Below are 21,603 nucleotides of genomic sequence, written 5' to 3'. Positions count from 1 at the left end.
CATGGCAGAAGAAGAATATGGAAAAGGCGTACCAATGGTCATAAACCCACAGATGGGGCCCATTGAAGCCGTAGTTGAGGATATCCGTTACAGAGCTCAGCTCATTGCAAGGAACCAGAAACTCGATTCCGGAGTATCTGCAACAGGCATAACCGGTTTTATAGCAGGATTCGTATTTGCGTTGGTAATGGTAGTCATAATACCTATGTTCATCTGGAAGGTGATGTAAAATGGCTTACAGTAGTGACAAGGTACCAAGCGTAGTTACAGACCCGGAAGACTTCAATGCAGTACTTGAGAAACTCAACAAGATAGATGAGAAGATCGAGTTTGTTAACAGTGAAGTAGCACAACGTATCGGAAAGAAAGTAGGAAGAGACATAGGAATACTATACGGAGCTGTTGTTGGAATAATAATATTCCTGCTATATGTTCTGTTCCTTGCGCCTATGCTCGGTATTTAAAATAAAGAGGTTGTTCATATGTTCAAATTTGACAAGAAACAAGAAGTATTCGAGGTCGGCGGAGTAAAGTTCGGTGGCCAGCCAGGTGAATACCCAACAGTACTTGTGGGAACAATGTTCTATAACAGGCACAAGATCGTGACTGATGAGGACAAGGGAATTTTCGACAGGGAAGCGGCAAATAAGCTCTGGCAAGGCATTGTAGATATGGGAGAAATTACAGGCAACCCATATGTAAACCAGATTGTAGGTGAAACACCTGAAGCGATAAAGAAGTACATTGACTGGTTTGTCGAGCTTGATGACAAGACGCCATTCCTCATTGACTCATCTGCCGGTGAAGTTCGTGCAGCTGCAGCAGAATACGTCACAGAGATCGGCGTAGCTGACAGGGCAATCTACAACTCCATCAACGCAAGTGTCCACGCAGATGAGATCGAGGCAATTAGAAACAGTGACATTAACTGTTCAATTGTCCTTGCATTCAATGCAACAGACCCAAGTGTAAAAGGAAAACTGGAAATCCTCGAGAGCGGCGGGACCGGACAGGAAAAAGGTATGCTTGAGATCGCAAAGGAATGTGGTATCACAAAGCCATTGATCGACGTAGCAGCAACTCCACTGGGCGCTGGCTCCGGTGCATCCATGAGAGCAGTAGTTGCAATCAAGGGCCACCTCGGACTCCCTGTCGGTGGTGGATACCACAACATGGCATCTGCGTGGGACTGGATGAAGACATACAAAAAGCAGTTCGAGACAAAAGAAGAGAGGCAGGCAATTTATATGCCAGCTGATATCGGAACAAACCTTGTACCACAAGTACTTGGATCAAACTTCCAGCTCTTTGGACCTATCGAGAACACTGACAAAATATTCCCTGCAACAGCAATGGTTGATATCATGCTTGCAGAAACTGCAAAAGAACTTGGTATTGAGGTCAAGGACCCCAATCACCCAATCAACAAGCTGGTTTAAAAAACCAGCTTTCTTTTTTTATTGAAAGCCCTGAAAAAGAGCCGTAGGCATTGTCAGGGAACCCCCACCCCCCAACCTGCTATAGGGGTACATAAAATGTACACACGTATATCAAAAATACGAGTTATAACTATATAGGTCATTAGTTGTACTGATATAATACAACAGTAGTGAAATAATGAACTAAGTCATACCGTTGGCAGTAAAATAATTAAAGCAACAAATACAATCATCCAGCATGACTGAGGTAATGCTGATATGGGACAACCCATTGCTATTCGAAAAATTGTTCAAAGAGCATAATATCAAGTGCCAGAGAATTGTATCTGACTCCATAGGCACACCTTTTATCTCACCATGCAAATGTGTAGTCATTCCAACAGGTTTTGCAAACAAAGATTATACAAATATCCTGCCTGGAATAGAAAGAAACGCCACTCGCTTGGAGAAATTTGTACGCGAAGGTGGAAACCTCGTCATATTCAGCCCCATTGTCCACTCATACAAATATGAATGGCTGCCAATGGAACTTGAGTACGTGCAACAACAGGAAGTAACAACTGTCTGTAAAGTAAAAGATCATGAAGCGCAATGCCTGATCGAAGACACAGAGAATGAAGTTGAATTTGACGGATTTTTTTCAAAAACAGATGCCGAAGTAGTATTCAGTGACAAATCAGGAAATCCGCTGATGGTTGTAAAAGAGCTGGGAAATGGCAGGATAATTGCCACAACAATTCACGAGTTCCCCTCAGGAAAATTCCTGAAATGGATAAATGAAACTGCAAAAAAGACCAGATTATAACTACTTTACAAAATCTTTGCGAAGCTGCTCGGCGACATCCTTTGCTTCCGGCAGCCTGAGCACAAAGAGTCCAAAGCATGGCTTTATAAACTGGAAGAAAATCTCATCCCCTTTCACACCCACGGGTATCTTATCTCCCATAAGTGCCACACCACGTATCCTGTAACCACCTGTAACATGGTATACCTTATCGGATTTTTCCTTAATCATATTCTCACACTGAGCAGGGGTGCCTCCTTTTAAGAGAATTTCAAAGGGAAGATCATTGATACAAGCCATAATGATACCTTATTCGACAATTACAAGATCGCCTACTTTTATACCTTTTTCCACGATCCGACCTACAATTTTACCACCGGTCATCTTGGCGGCCTTTTCTGCCTGGTCAGGCGGGAGTATGACTACAAATCCCATTCCCATATTGAATGTCCTGTACATTTCAAGATCATCCACATTGCCTTCTTTCTGGAGGAATTTGAAAATATCATTTGGCTCAATAGGATCATAGAAATCAAAGCCAAGTTTTGTAACCCTTTTTAGTTTCAGAAGCCCGCTTCCAGTTATGTGTGCAAGGCCATGGACATCACATTCCCTGATCACGTCGAGAACTTCCATATATATCCTTGTGGGAATAAGAAGTTCATCACCAATAGTTGTTGAAGTATCATAGGAGAAAGAATCATGATATGAATATGAAGACTGGTCTATGATATTCCTTACAAGAGTGTACCCGTTACTGTGAACACCCGCACTCGGAATACCTACAATAGCATCTCCAAGCTGAACCTTTTCACCTGTGATTATCTTGTCCTTTTTGACCATTCCCAGGCAGGTTCCGGCAAGGTCAAAGCCCCTTACAATGTCAGGAAGTGTTGCAGTTTCTCCGCCAACTATTGACATGCGTGAAAATTCAGCACCCTTCCTCAGGCCCTCGCCTATCTGGGCTGCAAATTCCTCATCATGCTTCTCAAGAGCGAGGTAGTCAACAAAGGATATAGGTTCGGCACCTATGGCAAGCAGGTCATTGACATTCATTGCAATGCAATCGATACCCACTGTGTTCCATCGCTTCATCTCATTCGCTATCAATACTTTGGAACCCACACCATCTGTAGCAAGAGCAAGGGCATATTCACCAAAGTCAATAAGACCTGCATAGTGGCCGATGCCGGTCAAAGGCGCACCCAGACCCTGACGCTTGTAGTCCATACCCTTTGTGAGCGCCTTGATGGTCTCTTCTTCCTTTTCGATGTCAACCCCGGATCCTGCATACGTAAGGTGCTTATCTTTCATCTGAAATCCCTGCATTATTTATCAAGTTCGAATTCTTTGTGTAAGGTCCGCACAGCATCAAGTGCTTCCTCCGTACTCACTACAAAGGAAATATTGTGCTGTGATGAACCCTGACTGATCATAATGATATTTATACCGGCCTTCCCAAGGGAATTGAATACCTTTCCTGCAACTCCCGGAATGCCATCCATGCCTGCTCCGACCACGGCAACTACGCAGACATCACGATCGTAGGCGACATCGCCCACTACATTGGTCGTGAATTCTGATCTTACAGCTGCCACTGCGGCCTCAAGATGATCCTCGTTGACAACCAGGGACATGTTAGCTTCGGATGAACCCTGACTGATCATGATGATATTTACACCCGCATTGGCAAGTGAGGAAAATACCCTTGCTGCCGTACCAATTGTTCCTACCATTCCAGCTCCGCAGATATTAACAAGAGCAACTTTTTTAATTAGAGTTACTGCTTTAACAACATCCTGTATCTGCTGCTGTTCGGCAACGATAAGAGTACCCGGGAAATCCGGCTCAAAAGTGTTCTTCACACGTACAGGTATCTTATGCCTTATAGCAGGTTCAATAGTCCTGGGATGAAGGACCTTGGCACCGAAATAAGAAAGCTCCATTGCTTCGATATATGATATCTGAGGGATGGGCCTTGCCTCCGGAACTATTTTCGGATCTGTGGTTAGTATACCATGGACCTCTTTCCAGAGCCATATCTCATCGGCATCAACAGAAGCTCCAATAATAGATGCAGAGAAATCAGACCCTCCGCGCCCAAGGGTTGTAATGATATCCTGTTTGTTCTGGGCAATGAAACCTGTAACTACAGGGATGTGATCTTTAAGCAAAGGACAGAGCCTTTCATGCACCTGGGAGTAACTATCCTCAAGCGGCTTGGCATCACCATAATTGGAATCTGTTACAATACCTGCCTCCCCACCCGTAAATGCTTTTGAGGAAGTGCCGAGTGAACGAATAGAACCACTTACAATCGGAGCTGCGAGGCGCTCACCATATGAAGAAATATAATCCACGGAACGATTGCTCAGTTCTCCAAGATAGCATATACCGATCAAAGCCTTTTCAAGCTCGTCGACCCTGCTGTCTATTACCTCTACACATTCCGACCTTATCTTATCATCATCAATAGCAACATGAATTGCATCATAATGCTTTTTGGACAGATCAGCAATAAATTCCTTGACCTGAGTTACTTTGCCATTTTTAGAGACTTCTTTTGCAGTGTTCAGCAATCCATCTGTAACACCACCAAGCGCAGAGGTCACTGCCACAAGTTCATTGCCATCCATATGGTATTGCCTTAAAAGCTCTGCCACATGCCGGATCTTTTCACCGTTTTCCACGGAAGTCCCGCCGAACTTCATTACGATTCTCATGATACAACCATTTAGTTTGTCAGATAATTTCGTCTATAAACAATACAGACTAATATAAAGATTATGAGTAAAGCAAACATTATTCTGAGCGATAAAATTAAAATGTCACCTGAACTTTTTGAAGAACAGGAAAAACACTACAAATACCCCTGCTGTTACAATCAGTGATATAACGCTTGAGACATTCGATGCAGAGGGTAAAGAGGGAAGAGAGAAATTGGAGGAATTATTGGCTGAACCATTGTCCTTTCCAAGGCTTTCTGCAGCCGAACTTGCAATTCCTGCTATTGATTCTGTAATATTGTCCCTTATATTAACAGACACTGAAAACTCTTCTGAATAATATGATATCTCATTGTCAGCATCAATAAGCATAAGTGTTGCTTTATGGACACCTGCATCCAGCTCTTCAGTCACTGTTTTATAAGTTCCGGGAGTGACATATTTTCTGGAATCCGTAAGTTCCCCATCAACCAGAATGCGCACTTCAGGAAAAGACTCATCGACATAGTACCTTATAATAGCTATTCTCCCGGCTTTTAGTCCACCATCAACCGGAGAAACGACATCGATGTCAATCCCATCAGGAAGAACATCGGCAGTAACGGATATAGGGTCCTGCTGCAAAGATACGTGCTTGAGGAAAACTGTAATGGTGTCGTCGGTCTGGAAAAAAGCCTTTATGTTTGCAAGGAAAACGGTTCTGGGTTGTCCATCGGAATAAACAGTGTAGTAAAAATAGTTCCCTTCTTCAACTTCATCTTCTTTTAGCAACTTCCCGTTGAGCCTGAGTTCCAAAGACACCTCACCATCATCCACATCTATAGCCTGGAGCGTATAAAGAGCAGACAGTTCAAGCTCTGAATCATCTTTTAATGTATAACTCTTATCCAGGATCAAATAATCATCAACATCTTCCATCGGGTCAAGATATTGCTCAATATAGATTGTAGAATACACTACACCATCTGACTTTTTGACAGAACCTTCCGGAGTTATCCTGAGAATGAAATAGTCAACCTCGTTTTCTTCTTCACCATCTTCATTTTCTACCACTGAACGAACGTATTCAAACGGGTCTTCTTCCTTTGCAAAGTTGGTATCCAGTTCTATCTCTTCCCCATTAAGGTATAATTCTACCCAGATGTCCCCGCTTTTGCTGTTCATATCCACAACCTTGAAGGAATAGCCCTGCTCCATAAAAATTTCATCCTGTACGCTTACAGCAGGTTCCGAATAATGGATCATTGCCTCTGTCCTTACACCCGCAGCTGGGGAAGTCCAGAGGACAAAAAGACAAATGCAGATGATTACAAAATGTATATATTTCATCGAAACCTCACAACATACGACCGGATAAAAATGACAAAATATTATGCTACTTAACTTGTAGCATATATTACTGTGTTATAGGTTTTATCTATTTCTATTAATATAGGTGAAAATATGAAATATGTGGTACTAATCGGAGATGGCATGGCAGATGAGCCCATGGAAGAACTTGGAGGCATGACAGTTCTTCAGAAAGCCAACACATCCAACATGGATTATATTGCTAGGTATGGCAGGGCAGGACTGGCACAAACAGTCCCTGAAGGCTTGCATCCCGGGAGTGATGTGGCAAACATGTCTATTGTGGGCTATGATCCGAAAAAGTACTATTCAGGAAGGTCACCCCTTGAAGCTGCAAGCATGGGAGTTGAACTTGAAAAAGATGATGTTGCATTCCGATGCAACCTGATAACTATTAAAGATGACCTGATATCAGATTACAGCTCCGGGCATATATCCAATGAAGAAGCAAAGGAACTCATTGAGAGTATTGATTCTGCACTTGGTGATGAAAAGGTAAGGTTCTATCCGGGGATCAGCTACCGCCACCTTATGGTAGCAAAGAAAGGACTTGGAGCAAATACCGAATGTGTCCCCCCGCATGATGTCATCGATGAGAACAGGTATGAACATATGCCAAAAGGAGAAGACAGCGAAATTGTCTCCGAACTCACTGAAAGATCAATGAAAATACTTGAAGGACACCCGGTAAATCAAAAGAGAATCAAGGAAGGTAAAAATCCAGGAAACTCCATATGGCTCTGGGGACAGGGCTTCGCGCCTGCATTCACGCACTTCAGCGAACTGTATGGACTCAGCGGTGCCATTATTTCAGCAGTTGATCTTGTAAAAGGAATAGGCATCTATGCAGGACTTGACGTTATTGAAGTCCCGGGTGCCACCGGATACCTTGATACAAACTATATTGGTAAAGCCGAGTACGCCATGGAAGCGCTTAAAGACCATGATTTTGTGTTTGTGCACGTAGAAGCACCTGACGAGGCAGGCCACATGGGAAATATGAAAGCAAAGATACAGGCCATAGAAGATTTCGACGAGAAAGTAGTTGGCACTGTTCTTAAAACTGCCATAGATATGGAAGAAGACGTAACCATTATGGTCCTGCCGGACCATCCCACACCTGTTGCGTTGAGAACACACACATCTGTGCCAATCCCTGTAGCCATTTACTGCACATCAGAAGACAAACCTGACAATGCAGATGCCTTTGATGAGGAATCTGTGAAAAAAGGTTCACTTGGAACAGTATATGCAGCTGACCTTGTAGGAATGCTGATCAATAATAAGTGGGCACAATAGTCCACTGATATCTTTTTTTGAGCCACTGTCCGGCTCACCATTTATAAATAGGACCACGAAGATAATATTAATTGGTGGGAGTAGTAAGACTACGGATAGTTTCACCTATAATTAAATGGGAGTGGTAGAATGAAGTTTGGATTAACACCATGGAGGCCTGCTTCTGTTTCAAGCTGGGATCCTTTCGAAGAAATGAGACACATGCAAGGACGCCTCAATCGCCTATTCGGAGAAGGGGAAACAAAATCTGAAATGATTGATATTGATACACTTTCCCCTCTTATAGACATAAAGGAGAAAGATGACAATATTGTTGTCACAACAGACCTTCCTGGTGTCGACAAGAAAGATATCAACATCGATATCCGGGATAACAGGGTATGGATCAGTGCCAATACGCATAAAGAATCCGAAGATGAGAAAGAGGGCTACCTGATGCGTGAGCGCACTTACAGCAGGTTTTCACGTGCGTTCAGTTTACCTTCTGCAGTCAATGAAGATGCAGCAAGTGCAAAACTTGAGGACGGAGTGCTCACCATAACACTACCAAAAGCTGAGATCGAAGATAAGCATAGGATTATGATAGAATAAAACATTTTTGCAATAAACGCCCATGATAACATGGGACGTTTTATATTTTGTATTCCCCTTTATTTTGCGGCATCAGTTAGAAATATCATCAGCCTTTGCTCAGTCGGGGTAACTGTCATCATCGCCGCATGTGACAATAGGAACCTATACTATATCATCTTTTCAGTTTTCAAACACGATGAAGTCTAATTATTGCAGGTTTCTGCCCATCGATTGCTTATATAAGTCCTGATTAATACAATATATGTATCCTGATAGAATCACTCATTAAATAGTATGCCGGATTTGACCAAAAATCAAATAATATTGTACTAAATAAAGTAAGCATAAATTAACATAGCAACATTTTTGAAATATAACAGAACCCTATTTTTCCGGAGAATCTATTGAAAATGCATGTCTTTACTGTGGAAAACATACCCCTTATCAAAAAAGGGGATAACATTGCATCGATCATCTGTGAAAGAACAAGTATTCAGAACAATGATGTCATAGTTATAGCATCCACTATCGTTGCGAAGGCTGAAGGCAGGATGTTCAGGCTGGAGGACATCACCGCAGGAGAAGAAGCGAAAAAAATTGCAGGCAAACATGGTCTTGATGCCAGATTTGTGCAGGCAGTCCTTAACCGCAGTCGTGAAATCCTGGTGGATCATCCCATCTTCCTTGTGGAAACAGACAATGGACATGTCTGTATCAAAGCAGGAATTGATGAATCTAATGTCGATAAAGGATACATGGTCGACCTTCCGGCAGACCCGGACCAGAGTGCAAAAATTATTGGCGTAGGCATTGAAAATCAAACGGGAAAAAAGATAAGCGTTATAGTTACCGACACCAATGGCAGGGCATTTAAGATAGGTCAGACAGGTATCGCCATCGGTGTCTACAGGATACATCCGATCAAGAACTGGAAAGGACAAAAAGATCTCTTTGGTAATACCCTGGCAATTACCGAGGAAGCCATAGCAGATGAGATTGCAGGTGCAGCCAATCTGCTGATGGGCGAAGGTGATGGAGGATACCCGGTAGTCATTCTGAGAGGACTGGAACTCAGATCAGATGATGGTTCAATAAAAGAGATGTACCGCAGTGACCGGGAAGATGTAATTAAAAAGGGACTTCGCTGCTTAAGTAAAGTCTGAAATAGCGATATTAACTACTTCAACGCCAGACTCAGAGAAGAAATCAAGAGCATCCGTGTCAGGATAAGGATTAATATAGACAACCCGTTTGATATTGGAATTTATGATCATCTTGGCACACAATATACACGGCTGGTGAGTGCAGTAAAGTGTCGCACTATCAGTACTTACTCCATGAAGGGCGGCCTGGATTATAGCATTCTGTTCTGCGTGCACTGCCCTGCATTTCTCATGGCGTGTACCCGAAGCAATGTTGTTCTGCTGCCTGATACAGCCTATATCAAGACAATGCTGCATGTTCCTTGGAGCACCATTATAGCCAGTGGACAGTATACGCTTGTCCCTTGCGATCACAGCACCAACCTTGTTTCGAAGGCATGTGGAACGTTTAGACACAACTGTAGCGATCTCAAGAAAATACTCATCTATACTTGGCCTGTCTGTCATTGCTCTAAAAGAAGCAGTAAGTGGTATATATAAGTTGTAGTGTAAGAGTGTATTCATCAATTTCATAAATTTACAGCCGGAATTGAGAACCTATTATTCTGGAGCATAGAAACATGGAAGTCGGTTTGACTGAACGTTTAGATTCTTTTGTTAGAAAGCACAACAATCGTCAGCTTGCAGCAATACCGCTTGCGATATTCGTGATTGCATTATTGATACTAGCATTCACTTTCGCAAGTACCGGTGCACCTGTCAAGCTTGGAATGGAATTTAAAGGCGGAACAATGATTTCCGTTGCGACTGAGGAAAGTGTACAATCTCTTGAGGAGAGATTTGTCGATTATCCAATAAACGATATCAGGCAGACCGGATCCCGCGTCATAATGCAATTCGGACCCATGAATGACGAAATGCAACATGATCTTATAAGTAATGCAGTAGGCTCCTACACCAGCGTGGAAATAAACCAGATAGGACCTGTATACGGAACAAGCCTCCAGAAACAGGCTGTAAACGCAGTAATAATATCATTCATCGGCATGGCTATCCTGATATTTTTGATCTTCAAGACATTCGTGCCATCAATTGCAGTAGTAGTATCGGCATTATCAGACATAATAATAGCAGCGGCTTTTATGAATGTTGTCGGGATAGAATTATCTCTGGGAACCGTAGCAGCCCTGCTAATGATCATCGGTTATTCGGTTGATAGTGATATATTGCTTAACACGCGGGTTCTCAAAAGAAGGGGGACGCCCCAGGAGAACATTACCAGTGCCATGCATACAGGTGTTACCATGACAACTACAACACTTGCCGCACTTATAGTGATGTACCTGGTATCCACTTATTCCTACCTGCTCAGTTCATCACTTTCACAGATAACCCTCCTTTCAAACATATCCATTGTACTGATCTTCGGACTGGTAGCAGATCTTATGAATACCTGGATGCTTAACACATCCATATTGAGATGGTATGTGACTAAAAATGGTGCAAGGAGGCGTAAAGCATGAGAGATGACGAGCAGCAACAGAGCATTTACCGGGACTACCGGATAATTCTGTTCGCACTGGCAATAATTGCCTCCTTATTTTTCATACAACCATGGTACTCTTCAGACGAAGGTTTCACGAGCAACCTGAACTATGGTCTTGACCTTCAGGGTGGATCCTGGCTTCAGGTGAAACTCCAGGGTGCTGTTGCGCAACTTGATGCTGATAGTGGCCTCTTGGTCAGGGAAATAGTAAATATCAGCCTTGGAGAGAACATTGAGATCAAGTCGGTCGATGAAAGGGACGACGGAACAAAAGTCACATTCACATCCGATTCGATACTGAAGAACAACCAGATGGAACAACTTGGTGTTGGGCAGGCAACCATTTCCCAAAGTAACAATATAACAGAAGTGACGCTCCACACATCAAAAGAAAACCTCATAAGCACATACCTGTCAGATTCACTAAAAGCCGAAGTCATACCAGTACTTGTTTCCAATGGAGTGCAATACGAGATCAGGACCGCTGTTTCCCAGGAGGAGCTTGAAAGACTCATGGTAGTTGTAGGAGGATCTATTGTAACCGATGCCATTGGAGATGCCATCTACAAAGAAGGCGTTACAGTAGAGACAAGAGACCTGACAAAAGAGATACTTAGTGATAAGCTCAATTCCCTTGGACTTAAGGACATACCGGTAAAAACAGTAGGTGATGATTACATACTCATTGATTTTGCAGGAATTGACCTTGCAACCGCCAAGAACATCGCAGAAAGGCCAGGTAAATTCGAGATACGGATAGCTACCCAGGGAAATGAGTCTAGACATGTGCTTTACGGGGATGAGATCCAGGCTGTAAGTATTGTTGGATACAATGACATGGACGGACAGTGGTATGTGCCTTTCACCCTTACAGATGCCGGTGCTCTTGCACTTCAGAAAGCGGCCATAGAGACCGGTGCAACCCAGGACCCTTTGTCACATAATCTGATAATGTATCTTGATGACAGAGAGGTTTACAGTGCACCACTCAGCCATTCAGCCGCAGCCCGCCTTGAGGATGTGCCGATATATTCATGGCAGGCATCCACGGGCCCTGACGAGGATAGCAAGGCAAGGGCGGAACAACTGCAGATACATCTGCGTGCAGGTGCTTTGCCAGTAAATGTGGAACTTGTAGGTTCAGGTCAGGTCGATGCCACACTTGGAAAACAGTTCAAAGAGCAGGCAGTTCTTGCAGGGTTCCTTGCACTTTTTGGTGTTGCATTCGTGATATATAGAAAATACAACAAAAAAGCCATACTATTACCAATGGTAGGCACTTCTGTAAGTGAAGTCATAATGATACTTGGTTTTGCAGCAGCAACCGGATGGCAACTTGATCTTGCAAGCATTGCAGGCATAATAGCAGTCATAGGAACAGGTATTGACCACCTTGTCATCATCACTGATGAGGTACTTTATGAAGGAAAGCTACCTCCTAAGAAAGTATACCTTTCCAGGATAAACAAGGCATTCGCCATAATATTTGCAGCCGCTGCAACTACCATTCTTGCAATGTCACCTCTGGTCTTCATGGGATTCGGTGCACTTAAGGGATTTGCAATTACCACCATCGTGGGCGTCCTGATAGGCATATTCATTGCAAGGCCGGCATATGCCAGAGTGATACCTGAAGTTCTTGAAACGAACCCAATGAACACCGAATAAGAAGGAGAGGTGAGTGTTTGAGGGACCTGTGGACTGTAAAATACCGGCCAAATAGCCTGGAAGATATCGTAGGCAATGAGCAATCAGTAGACATGGTCAGAAAACTGGCCATGTCCAACAACCTCCCACACCTTGTATTCCATGGACCGGAAAACTCAGGCAAGTCAAGCACAGCCTTTGCAATTGCCCGTGAGATATATGGGGATGGCTATGAACGTAATCTGGCATACTTCAATGCATCTGATTTTTTTGAACAGGGAAAAAACTACCTTGTACGTGACAAAAGGTTTATACGCATCATTGGAACAGATGATCCAAAGAAAATAGATAAAAGTGTAATTTATATTTTCAAAGAAATCATAAATGAATATGCAGGTATGGCACCTATGGATGCTGATTTTAAGATAATATTCATTGATAATGCCGAGTCACTGAATTCAGATTCACAGCACGCCCTTAGAAGAATCATGGAAAAATATACAGCCACATGTCGTTTTATACTCTCAACAACCCAGCCTTCAAAACTGATAACACCGCTCAGGTCAAGGGGATTACAGCTGTTCTTCACGCATGTTTCAGATGACAAACTTGGAAAATTCATTTCCAAAATAATTGAAGCTGAAGGGCTTTCTGTCAGCATTGATGGTACAGATGCGTTGGTATATCATGCCAGGGGCAATGTTGCCAGGGCATTGAACACGCTCCAGATAGCATCCATACAACCAGGGATCGATACTATTGGACCGCAACAAATATATGATGCAACACTGGGGGAACAATCAGGGAATGTAGCAAAGCTCTTTGAATCGATCATTTCAAAAGACATTCTTGAAGCCAGGAAATACATTGATGCCCTCATCCTTGAAGAAGGGCTGTCCGGGCAGGAAATACTGCTCAAGTTGCATAAGGTAACAGTTGATTCGAACGAATCTGAGGATATCATTGCCGGGTGGATAACAAAGATAGCAGACACCGATTTCTACATGACAGAAGCTGCAAACGAGAGAATACAGCTTGAAGCCCTTGTTGCCAGGTTCTGCCAGTAAACTGTAGAGATTGTGACATTATTTCAACAAATTGATGGTTTGGATGACTGAGAATAACAACATACAGTTTGCAACAGCCTGCCGGGATATACTGGACATGGTACTGGATGGCCGGATAACCAATGAAAAGCAACTAAATGAAGCGAAGAAAAAGCTTGCAAAATCATTCCATCTTTCAACCCTTCCAAAAAATGCAGATATCATCACCTCAGGCAGTGAAGAGGAGCAGGAAATAGTCCGGGCCATACTCCAGCGTAAGCCCGTGCGCACAATATCAGGAGTTGCAGTCATTGCAGCTATGACATCACCTGCCCCATGCCCGCATGGGATATGTGTGCCATGTCCTGGAGGACCAGCTTCGGAATTCCATTCACCTCAAAGTTACATGGGAAGAGAACCTTCAACAATGAGGGCAATACAATTTGAGTATGACCCTTACAGGATAGTAACAAACAGACTGACACAATTAAAACAAATTGGGCATGAAGTTAAAAAAGCCGAGCTTATAATTATGGGAGGAACTTTTTCTGCAAGGTCTATTGATTATCAGGAATGGTACACAAAACGTTGCCTTGAAGCTATGAATGATTTTTATGGTAATTCCTGGAGACAGCAGGCAAACCCCATTGGCAAGGCAATACCCTATTTTACAATTGAGGATGTTCAAAAGGCAAACGAAACATCAGAAGTAAGGAACACAGGCATAACATTTGAAACACGTCCTGACTGGACAAAAAAAGCACATGTTGATAAGATGCTTGAACTTGGGGCAACGAAAGTAGAGATTGGTGTTCAAAGCACTTACGATTTTATTCTCAAAAGGATGAAACGAGGTCACAGCGTTGCAGATAGCATCGAGGCGAACAGGATACTTAGGGATAGTGCCCTGAAAGTAGGTTTTCATATGATGCCAGGACTACCCGGCACTAATGCAGAGATGGACATACGGAATTTTAGAAGGTTATTTGAAGAAAGCGGATTCAAGCCGGATTATCTGAAAATTTACCCCACTCTTGTCACCGAAGGCACAGAACTGCACGAGATGTGGAAACAAGGTAGATATGAGGCCATAGGAGATGATGAAGCAACATTGCTCTTGTCCAGGATCAAATCATTTATTCCAAAGTGGGTGAGATTACAGCGCATCCAGAGGGACATTCCATCACCCCAGATACTTGCAGGGGTCCGGAAGAGCAATATTCGCCAGCTTGCGCATGAGCATCTGGAACAACATGGAGGAAAATGCCGCTGCATAAGATGCCGGGAAGTGGGACATAACCTGTTAAAAGGAAATGAGCCAGATATAGAGAATATACAATTTACAGTGGAATCCTATGAATGCTGCGGAGGAAAGGAATATTTCCTTTCCTTTGAGGACCTTGAAAAGGACATATTGATAGGTTTCCTTAGATTGAGATTCCCGGAAAGACCTCATCGTGAGGAATTGAAAAATGCTGCTCTTGTCAGGGAACTCCATATATTCGGATCCTCTGTGGCTGTGGGAAAAGATGCAGGAAAGAACGATTGGCAACACAGAGGGTATGGCAGAGAGCTTATATCACATGCTGAGGAAATTGCAACTAATTTCGGGTACGAGAAGGTTGCGATAATAAGTGGTATAGGTGTACGTCAATATTATCGAAAGGCAGGTTATGAACTGGAAAATGTGTATATGACAAAGAACTTGCAGAATAACTGAATCAGAAAGTTTTATTAGTAAAGATGACAGATTTCTGTTAACCGTAATGTGTAATAATATCATTTAGATGATATCGCAGGGGAAAAAATATTGGACTCAGAGTTGCTGGAACAGGTTGTCAATAATTTAAAAGAAATAAATTCTAAACTTGATAGACTAATTGTTCAGATCGAGTGCAGGGATGAAACGACTAGTGACAAAGATAAAATAGCGGCATATTCTCTTGATGTATTAACACTACTATCTCTCCCGGATCATCTAAGAACAACTGCAACGACATTATTTGAGATAGGACCTGCGACTGCAGACGAAGTTGCAAATGTTACAAACAAGGAGAGAGCTGTAGAAAGTAACTACCTTAACCAGCTTGTAAGGATGAATAACGTCAAAAAGTACAGAGAAGGAAGAAAAGTTTATTTCCGCATAAATGATAGCTTAAAGAAAAAATAATATACATTAATGAAGGAAACATGACCCTTACATTAGCAATACATTCTTCCAAAGGCGGAACAGGAAAAACCAGCATTGCGGTGAACCTGGCAGTGGCTTTTGCGTCTGCAGGAAAAGACACGTGTCTGATAGATATGGATCTGAGAGGACCCTCCCTTTGTTCTATGTTTAAACCGAAAACCCATTTTTGGATCAATGACTTTTTGTCAGGGAAATGTAACCTGAAAGATACGTTGACTGATAGCAAAAAGGACATCGGAACCAGTGGCCACCTTTATCTTAGTTTTTCAAATCCAGATATCGGAGAAATCAGGGATCTTGTGAGCAAAGACCGGAACTGGCAGGCAGGAGCTCTTAAGGCTCTGATGAATGGAAAAAGGGAGCTTGCTGAAGAAAACATTGATGTGACCATATTAGATACGAGTCCTGGTGTTGAATATGAATCCATAAATGCTGTTGCGGCATCTGATATGGTAATTATAGTCCATAACGATACTAAAGCATGTCATGACTGTACAGAACAACTTATAAAAGGCGTTTACACACTTCTCGACAAAAGATGTGCGATCATTGATAACATGTATCATGGAAATTGCCTCGACATTAAAGAGAAAAACAGATATGGTGTACCCGTCCTTACAACCATACCATGCATGTGCGATATAGCAACCCGAAGCAAAAACGAGATACTAGTTCATTCTGATCCTGAACATTTGTTCTCGAAAAGTATTATGACAATCAAAGATAAAATAGAAGCAATGCAATAACTTCTTGCTTTTATTTTTCCTCATTTATTATTTTCAGGACATCATTTTGGAGATATTCCTCCAGATCCTTGGATTTCATCTCCTCCATATCTTTTCCAATATCTCCTGATGAAAGGATCATGTCCTTGAAAACGACAACCAGTACATAGACCAAAAACGCAGGGAAAAACGCGAGTATTGTCCTCTCCAGAGGATAAACAAAAATCACGGACTGATACATTTTTGCAGGTAAATTGTATATCAGATAATATGTAATGCTACCTGCCATGTGATCAGATAGAACACCCATTAGAGAAGCCAGAAACAGTGATAAAAAGACATATACTTTAGAAGTAACGGTCTTCATGAGGATTGATTTCTCAAAAAAGACAAAGCAACCCAGTACCAGTAAATGATACCATGGATAATAATATGCAGTTCTTCCTACATCAAGAACATACCATATGATTATAAGTGCAAAAAAGATACGTTTAGCAGCCTTATGTTCCCTGTTGACAACAAGACCTGCAACTATCGAACTAAGGGCAATGAACAAAGGAGAAATCATTGAAAATGTACTCTTTGAAAGATATGTCCCACTTGTGACCTGATGTAAAAAAAGACCTGATATCGAAACAAATGAACCCCAGAAAGGACCAAAGAGCATACCATTCAGCGCACCAAAAGACACAATAGAACTGATTCTTGTGCCTTCCAGACCAATGACGTTCATAAAATCAGGTAGATAGCTCGAAAAATATGTGAGGAGGATTCCAAAGAGAATGTAAATTACCTTTACATCATTTTTTACTCTTAATTTTGGAAACATTTTTGGAAACACATTGCTTAAATTGGATACATGTTTATATAAACATTTACATTTTAACAAAACTAATTATCTCAAAAACAGCTAGTACTTATTCTTTTTTGAAAGGGTTTTGGAGATGAAACACATTTTCTGTATATACATGAGTAATAACATTACCCACAATGGTATTAGTTGTGTGGTTTACAGCACACATGCAGATACACATAAAATAATGTGTAGATATAGAACCAAACTTTTTTACTGGGCAACTCAAAATAAGAAATATTAACGTTAAAATATAGAATGATTATTTTTTAAGTCTTTGTTAAAAAGTACAACTTTAATTTTGAAAAAAAGAGAGTTAACATCTTATTTAAATTATAAAAGTATACGATCGATAGTGTTTTTTACATAACACAACAGCCTTAATAAAATAAAAGATTATATGATTAAACTAATTTATATGATGAATATAATGTTATAGTAGCAACCTTTAAATAAAAGTTTGTATATACACTAATTTTTAGAGAGAAAATCTCATTGGATGATCACAGACATTATTTAAAACGCAAAGAAAAAGGAAGATAAACATGAAAATAAGAGTTGTAAGTTCAAAAGAAGAGATTAACACACTTGGTCAGAATGAAGAGATTATACACCTTGCATTCAGGCCTTCAAACACAGATATCTTTTCCCTTATTATGAAGTGCCCTAATGTAAAAGCACTTCACATACCAAGCTCCTACAAAAGGACAATCTCAAACTCCGCAAAGATGTACCTTGAGATGCAGGGAATCGAACTTCTCGAAGGAGATGTGTGGGGACACAGGAAGGACATTAACGAATACTCTGAAGTTTCACAGAGTGTTTATGACCGTATTGCACAGTACAAGCAAGAAGGACTTTCCGAAGAGGAAGTTGAAGACAAGATGATCAGAGAGACAAGACTTAGTCCTGATTTTGTCAAATTCCTCGTCAAACAGTAAACAAAAGAAACTCCGGCCACCTGCCGGTAACTTTTTTAATTCGAGTCTTCAGGCACCTCATACCTGAACAAAAGATGTTCTTGAATGTGGACGATAATCCATACCTACCAGTACCATCGTACGACCTTTCATTATGAAAATAAGGAATGTCCACAGGTTCCAGACATTAAAACTTTTTTGCCAGGTCACAAACCACTCCAAAACAAACTCAATGGCAGTTAATGGTAGTTATTACTGCGGCTGATCCCGGCCACATAAAAACACAATGCTATTGTTAAAACCAGGGGAAGCAACCCGTTTGGAAACTCTGCGATTCAAATCGATTACACCCGTATATCCGGATGTTTCCTGAATAAAATATCCGATGAACACCGATATTGACCAATAGAACCTCACTGCATTTCATTCAACTTCAGGCCAATCACAGAGAGGACAATTATAAATGCCACAAGTGAGCCAATAAATCCGTATGTCTGCGGAACTGAGTCCCTCATCTGATGTGCGGCAGCAAAAAGTATAATCAGCAATACTACCGAACCTGTTGAAGATACGATTTCCATACTTTTCTTATTCATTAGTGTTAATAGAGTTAACAGGTACATCAATCTAACGATTTGCAGAACATCTGCAATGCAATATTTAATATAACGTTGAAAAGAATATAATTCCAAAAACGTGATCATACAATGACAGAATTTGAAAGAGTACTTGTCCAGTCATTCAACACATTCTTCGAAGAGAAAAAAATGAAGGGAATTGCTTATCGCCTCAAGCAACACAGATTCACTTCCCAGTTTCTGGATGTACTTGTTGATTCACTTGACCCGGATTACTACATGGGGATCGAATGCAAGAGCATTTCTGTAGACAAGGGTGCAAAAGCACTTTATTTCACACAACATTTCACAACTGATAAGAATGGTGCCCATCAGATAGAACGGATATCAGATTTCCTTCTAAGATCAGGGAGAACAGGATTCCTTGCAGTGGAATTAAAAATGGGTGTAGGAAGAGCACGGGAAGCATACATGATACCCTGGACAGAGCTTTGTAGGAAATACAAAGAAGAAGGAACTCCAAAAATAACTGTGAAAGAAATACAGGAGTATCCGGGAATTGAAAGAGAGAGCAATAAATACCTGATAGATCCGAAAGGATGGAAAAAATCCAGGTTGATCGAATAAGAGGATTACAATATGTCTGAAACCATGGCTATGATGGCAGAAAGAGCCCGGGAATGCGCTGAAGAGATCCGAAAACACGATGAGATACAACTGGTATCCCATATCGATGCAGACGGGATAACATCAGCAGCTATTATTGCAAAAACTCTGGAAAGAGCAGGTATCGGCTACAAAATGATGTTTGTAAAACAGCTTGATGAGACAATCGTAGAGAAACTTGCAGATATAAACCCAAAACTTACGATATTCACTGATCTTGGAAGCGGGCAACTGGAACACATAACAAATTACGGATTAAATGCCATTGTTTCAGACCACCACCGACCCCAGGGAGATACGAAGTTTCACTTAAATCCCCATCTTTTCGGAGCAAACGGCTCTTATGAGATCAGCGGATCTGGGACAACATTCATACTTGCCACCCAGCTTGGCGACAACCGTGATCTTGCAGACCTTGCAATTGTAGGATGCATAGGTGATATGCAATACCGCAAGCACGGAAAACTTGTCAGCCTCAACAAGATGATACTTGAGGCAAATCCTGACATAATAAGTCCGAAAAAGGATATATCGCTTTTCGGAAAACAGACAAGGCCTGTTTATAAGATGCTGCAGTACTCATCTGATCCTTTCATTCCAGGACTTACGGGCAAGGAAGATGCATGCATTGATTTTCTGTCCAGGGTCGGCCTTCAGTTCTCAAATGATGAAAAGTGGAGAAGATGGATAGACCTTTCTGAAGAAGAAAAAGTGAAAGTTACATCTTCCCTTTTGCAGCATTCCATGCAAAGCGGCATGTCATCCTACAATATAGGGAGACTTGTGTCAGAGGGATACATCCTGCTTGCCGAAAAGGAAGGTACTGAAATGAGAGATGCTTCAGAGTATTCCACACTCCTTAATGCCACTGGCAGATACATGAAAGCTGAAATAGGAATGCAGGTATGCATGGGCGATCGCGGAGAAGCTTACAGGGAAGCACAGGACCTTCTGAGCAATCATCGCAAAAACCTCGTGGACGGGTTGAATTTTGTAAAGGATAATGGGATAATTGAGCTTTCACACCTCCAATATTTTGATGCCGGAAATGCGATCCCTGAAACCATAGTCGGTATAGTTGCAGGAATGAGCCATTCCTCTGCAGGCAACCGTAAACTGCCCATCTTAGCATTTGCTGACAAGGAAGACGGCTATAAGGTATCTGCAAGAGGAACACAAGAACTTGTCAACAGAGGACTAAACCTTGCAGATGCCCTGAACATTGTGTGCCAGGAACTCGGTGGAGCTGGCGGAGGCCACGATATTGCAGCCGGTGCTACAGTTCCATTCGGTAAAAAAGAGGAGTTTATACAGAAACTAAATTCTGCCATCAAAGCTCAGTTAGTAAAAACATGAACCACATCAAACAATATCGTTGATGTGGGAAAGTTTATTGATATCAATAAGTGTTGACATTGCATTCGTTCTTATTTGAATGCCATGTTCCTGCACTATGGCCATGGGATTAGTACCTCCAATGACAACGATCCCAAGATGATCGCGCTCTACCGGTACATCCAGGATTCTTGTGTTTGGCTCACCCACTTCAAGGATCCCGTTTATTCCGACATCTGCTATGTCAGAAAGAGTGCTGTCAATAGTATCCCTGGCCACCATGGGTGCTTCGCGCAGGTTAGCAAGTATCTTGCCCGAACCTGTTTTAAGCATACTCATAACCGAGGTTAGTTCCTGCGACATCAGGACCTCAAGAGGATCTATTGTAGTACTCTGGTAGGTCAGGACATTTGTAAAACGTATAGGTTCACCATCACGAATTTCCACAAGACCACCAAAACGGGGTTTTACCATTACGCCTGCCTTCAGGAGAAGTCCATCAATTGTGATACTGCACACGGTTGCAAAGCCAACCTCACCTTCACCGATCTTCCGGTCACCAATTGTATCCCCTTCATGAAGTATTTTTAGCAGAGGACTGACTGAAAGCCCGCTGTTGATGGCCATACTAAATATCTTGAGAACATCGTCATAATCCTGCTTTTCAATAAGGGAAAGATTAACAATAACATCCCCTTCCATGGTTTTGGGATTGAAAGTCGTCCTGAACATCAGGTCTTCTATTTTCGACGACGTGAATTGAATTCGGTTATTCCTTTGCAAAGACATACCTCTAACCGATTAGTAACTGCCAGCCATTTA

Annotated in this window: 25 protein-coding genes; 16 read left to right on the top strand and 9 right to left on the bottom strand. The window is 41.9% G+C overall.

Annotated elements, in window-relative coordinates:
• Position 1: 1 nt before the first annotated feature.
• The 4 genes from BB781_RS01920 to BB781_RS01905 all read left to right on the top strand — a co-directional run bounded on the left by BB781_RS01920 (position 2) and on the right by BB781_RS01905 (position 2,244).
• Positions 2-229 (top strand): tetrahydromethanopterin S-methyltransferase subunit F, encoded by a 228-nt coding sequence (locus tag BB781_RS01920; protein ID WP_094226802.1) that lies wholly within the window; start codon positions 2-4, stop codon positions 227-229.
• A gap of 1 nt (position 230) precedes the next feature.
• Positions 231-464, top strand: a complete 234-nt coding sequence (gene mtrG, locus BB781_RS01915; protein ID WP_094226801.1) for a tetrahydromethanopterin S-methyltransferase subunit MtrG — start codon at positions 231-233, stop codon at positions 462-464.
• Between the two features lie 18 nt (positions 465-482).
• On the top strand, positions 483-1,439 hold the full coding sequence (mtrH, locus tag BB781_RS01910; RefSeq protein WP_094226800.1) for a tetrahydromethanopterin S-methyltransferase subunit H: 957 nt from the start codon (positions 483-485) through the stop codon (positions 1,437-1,439).
• A 238-nt stretch (positions 1,440-1,677) separates the two neighbouring features.
• Entirely contained in the window at positions 1,678-2,244 is a 567-nt protein-coding gene (locus BB781_RS01905; RefSeq protein ID WP_094226799.1) for a hypothetical protein, read from the top strand.
• Here the strand turns inward: BB781_RS01905 and BB781_RS01900 are convergent, their stop codons facing one another.
• The 4 genes from BB781_RS01900 to BB781_RS01885 all read right to left on the bottom strand — a co-directional run bounded on the left by BB781_RS01900 (position 2,245) and on the right by BB781_RS01885 (position 6,278).
• Positions 2,245-2,523: a DUF1894 domain-containing protein gene (locus BB781_RS01900; protein WP_094226798.1), complete on the bottom strand. Its 279-nt coding sequence runs from the start codon at positions 2,521-2,523 to the stop codon at positions 2,245-2,247.
• Between the two features lie 9 nt (positions 2,524-2,532).
• The gene (gene purM / locus BB781_RS01895) at positions 2,533-3,537 is read right to left on the bottom strand and encodes a phosphoribosylformylglycinamidine cyclo-ligase (RefSeq protein WP_094226797.1); all 1,005 of its coding nucleotides are present in this window, start codon (positions 3,535-3,537) and stop codon (positions 2,533-2,535) included.
• Between the two features lie 14 nt (positions 3,538-3,551).
• Positions 3,552-4,946 carry an aspartate kinase gene (locus BB781_RS01890; protein WP_094226796.1) on the bottom strand — a complete coding sequence of 465 codons (1,395 nt, stop codon included), beginning with the start codon at positions 4,944-4,946 and terminating at the stop codon, positions 3,552-3,554.
• Between the two features lie 105 nt (positions 4,947-5,051).
• Entirely contained in the window at positions 5,052-6,278 is a 1,227-nt protein-coding gene (locus BB781_RS01885) for a hypothetical protein (protein WP_094226795.1), read from the bottom strand.
• A gap of 114 nt (positions 6,279-6,392) precedes the next feature.
• On the opposite strand from BB781_RS01885, the gene BB781_RS01880 reads away from it, so the two are divergent.
• The 3 genes from BB781_RS01880 (at position 6,393) to BB781_RS01870 (ending at position 9,334) form a co-directional block, all read left to right on the top strand.
• On the top strand, positions 6,393-7,598 hold the full coding sequence (locus tag BB781_RS01880) for a cofactor-independent phosphoglycerate mutase (RefSeq protein WP_094226794.1): 1,206 nt from the start codon (positions 6,393-6,395) through the stop codon (positions 7,596-7,598).
• A 129-nt stretch (positions 7,599-7,727) separates the two neighbouring features.
• A complete protein-coding gene (locus BB781_RS01875) occupies positions 7,728-8,189 on the top strand; it encodes an Hsp20/alpha crystallin family protein (RefSeq protein WP_094226793.1) in 462 nt (153 codons plus the stop codon).
• Between the two features lie 386 nt (positions 8,190-8,575).
• Complete coding sequence (locus BB781_RS01870) at positions 8,576-9,334, top strand: coenzyme F420-0:L-glutamate ligase (RefSeq protein ID WP_394335321.1); 759 nt, start codon at positions 8,576-8,578, stop codon at positions 9,332-9,334.
• Here the strand turns inward: BB781_RS01870 and BB781_RS01865 are convergent.
• On the bottom strand, positions 9,320-9,781 hold the full coding sequence (locus tag BB781_RS01865; RefSeq protein WP_094226791.1) for a deoxycytidylate deaminase: 462 nt from the start codon (positions 9,779-9,781) through the stop codon (positions 9,320-9,322). The two genes, BB781_RS01870 and BB781_RS01865, sit on opposite strands and share 15 nt — an antisense overlap.
• 113 nt (positions 9,782-9,894) lie before the next feature.
• Here BB781_RS01865 and BB781_RS01860 point away from each other — a divergent pair, with 113 nt between their 5' ends.
• The 6 genes from BB781_RS01860 (at position 9,895) to BB781_RS01835 (ending at position 16,450) form a co-directional block, all read left to right on the top strand.
• Entirely contained in the window at positions 9,895-10,797 is a 903-nt protein-coding gene (locus tag BB781_RS01860) for a protein translocase subunit SecF (RefSeq protein WP_094226790.1), read from the top strand.
• Positions 10,794-12,488: a preprotein translocase subunit SecD gene (locus tag BB781_RS01855; protein WP_094226789.1), complete on the top strand. Its 1,695-nt coding sequence runs from the start codon at positions 10,794-10,796 to the stop codon at positions 12,486-12,488. The genes BB781_RS01860 and BB781_RS01855 overlap by 4 nt, the downstream gene beginning before the upstream one ends.
• Positions 12,489-12,505: 17 nt before the next feature.
• Positions 12,506-13,534 (top strand): AAA family ATPase, encoded by a 1,029-nt coding sequence (locus BB781_RS01850; RefSeq protein ID WP_094226788.1) that lies wholly within the window; start codon positions 12,506-12,508, stop codon positions 13,532-13,534.
• Positions 13,535-13,577: 43 nt separating this feature from the next.
• Entirely contained in the window at positions 13,578-15,233 is a 1,656-nt protein-coding gene (locus BB781_RS01845) for a tRNA uridine(34) 5-carboxymethylaminomethyl modification radical SAM/GNAT enzyme Elp3 (RefSeq protein WP_094226787.1), read from the top strand.
• Positions 15,234-15,323: 90 nt separating this feature from the next.
• Entirely contained in the window at positions 15,324-15,683 is a 360-nt protein-coding gene (locus BB781_RS01840) for a helix-turn-helix domain-containing protein (protein ID WP_340637502.1), read from the top strand.
• 20 nt (positions 15,684-15,703) lie between these two features.
• Positions 15,704-16,450: a MinD/ParA family ATP-binding protein gene (locus BB781_RS01835; RefSeq protein ID WP_094226785.1), complete on the top strand. Its 747-nt coding sequence runs from the start codon at positions 15,704-15,706 to the stop codon at positions 16,448-16,450.
• Between the two features lie 10 nt (positions 16,451-16,460).
• Here the strand turns inward: BB781_RS01835 and BB781_RS01830 are convergent, their stop codons facing one another.
• Positions 16,461-17,258, bottom strand: coding sequence for a hypothetical protein (locus BB781_RS01830; protein ID WP_094226784.1), 798 nt, complete (start codon positions 17,256-17,258; stop codon positions 16,461-16,463).
• Positions 17,259-17,827: 569 nt separating this feature from the next.
• On the opposite strand from BB781_RS01830, the gene BB781_RS01825 reads away from it, so the two are divergent.
• Complete coding sequence (locus BB781_RS01825) at positions 17,828-18,223, top strand: DUF1699 family protein (protein WP_094226783.1); 396 nt, start codon at positions 17,828-17,830, stop codon at positions 18,221-18,223.
• Positions 18,224-18,280: 57 nt separating this feature from the next.
• Here the strand turns inward: BB781_RS01825 and BB781_RS16300 are convergent, their stop codons facing one another.
• On the bottom strand, positions 18,281-18,412 hold the full coding sequence (locus tag BB781_RS16300; protein WP_277985475.1) for a hypothetical protein: 132 nt from the start codon (positions 18,410-18,412) through the stop codon (positions 18,281-18,283).
• Between the two features lie 203 nt (positions 18,413-18,615).
• Positions 18,616-18,798: a hypothetical protein gene (locus tag BB781_RS15245; RefSeq protein WP_129582602.1), complete on the bottom strand. Its 183-nt coding sequence runs from the start codon at positions 18,796-18,798 to the stop codon at positions 18,616-18,618.
• Between the two features lie 111 nt (positions 18,799-18,909).
• Between BB781_RS15245 and BB781_RS01820 the strand changes: the two genes are divergently transcribed.
• Both BB781_RS01820 and BB781_RS01815 read left to right on the top strand, forming a co-directional pair.
• A complete protein-coding gene (locus tag BB781_RS01820; RefSeq protein WP_094226782.1) occupies positions 18,910-19,407 on the top strand; it encodes a hypothetical protein in 498 nt (165 codons plus the stop codon).
• Between the two features lie 12 nt (positions 19,408-19,419).
• Positions 19,420-20,802, top strand: a complete 1,383-nt coding sequence (locus BB781_RS01815) for a DHHA1 domain-containing protein (RefSeq protein WP_094226781.1) — start codon at positions 19,420-19,422, stop codon at positions 20,800-20,802.
• A 6-nt stretch (positions 20,803-20,808) separates the two neighbouring features.
• On the opposite strand, the gene BB781_RS01810 is transcribed toward BB781_RS01815, so the two are convergent.
• On the bottom strand, positions 20,809-21,564 hold the full coding sequence (locus BB781_RS01810; protein ID WP_094226780.1) for a DUF128 domain-containing protein: 756 nt from the start codon (positions 21,562-21,564) through the stop codon (positions 20,809-20,811).
• Between the last annotated feature and the right edge of the window lie 39 nt (positions 21,565-21,603).

It is taken from the genome of Methanolobus psychrotolerans, from assembly GCF_002243045.1.
Lineage (GTDB): Archaea > Halobacteriota > Methanosarcinia > Methanosarcinales > Methanosarcinaceae > Methanolobus > Methanolobus psychrotolerans.
Note: the sequence above shows the minus strand (reverse complement) of the source record. Positions and strands in the feature narration are given on the sequence as shown.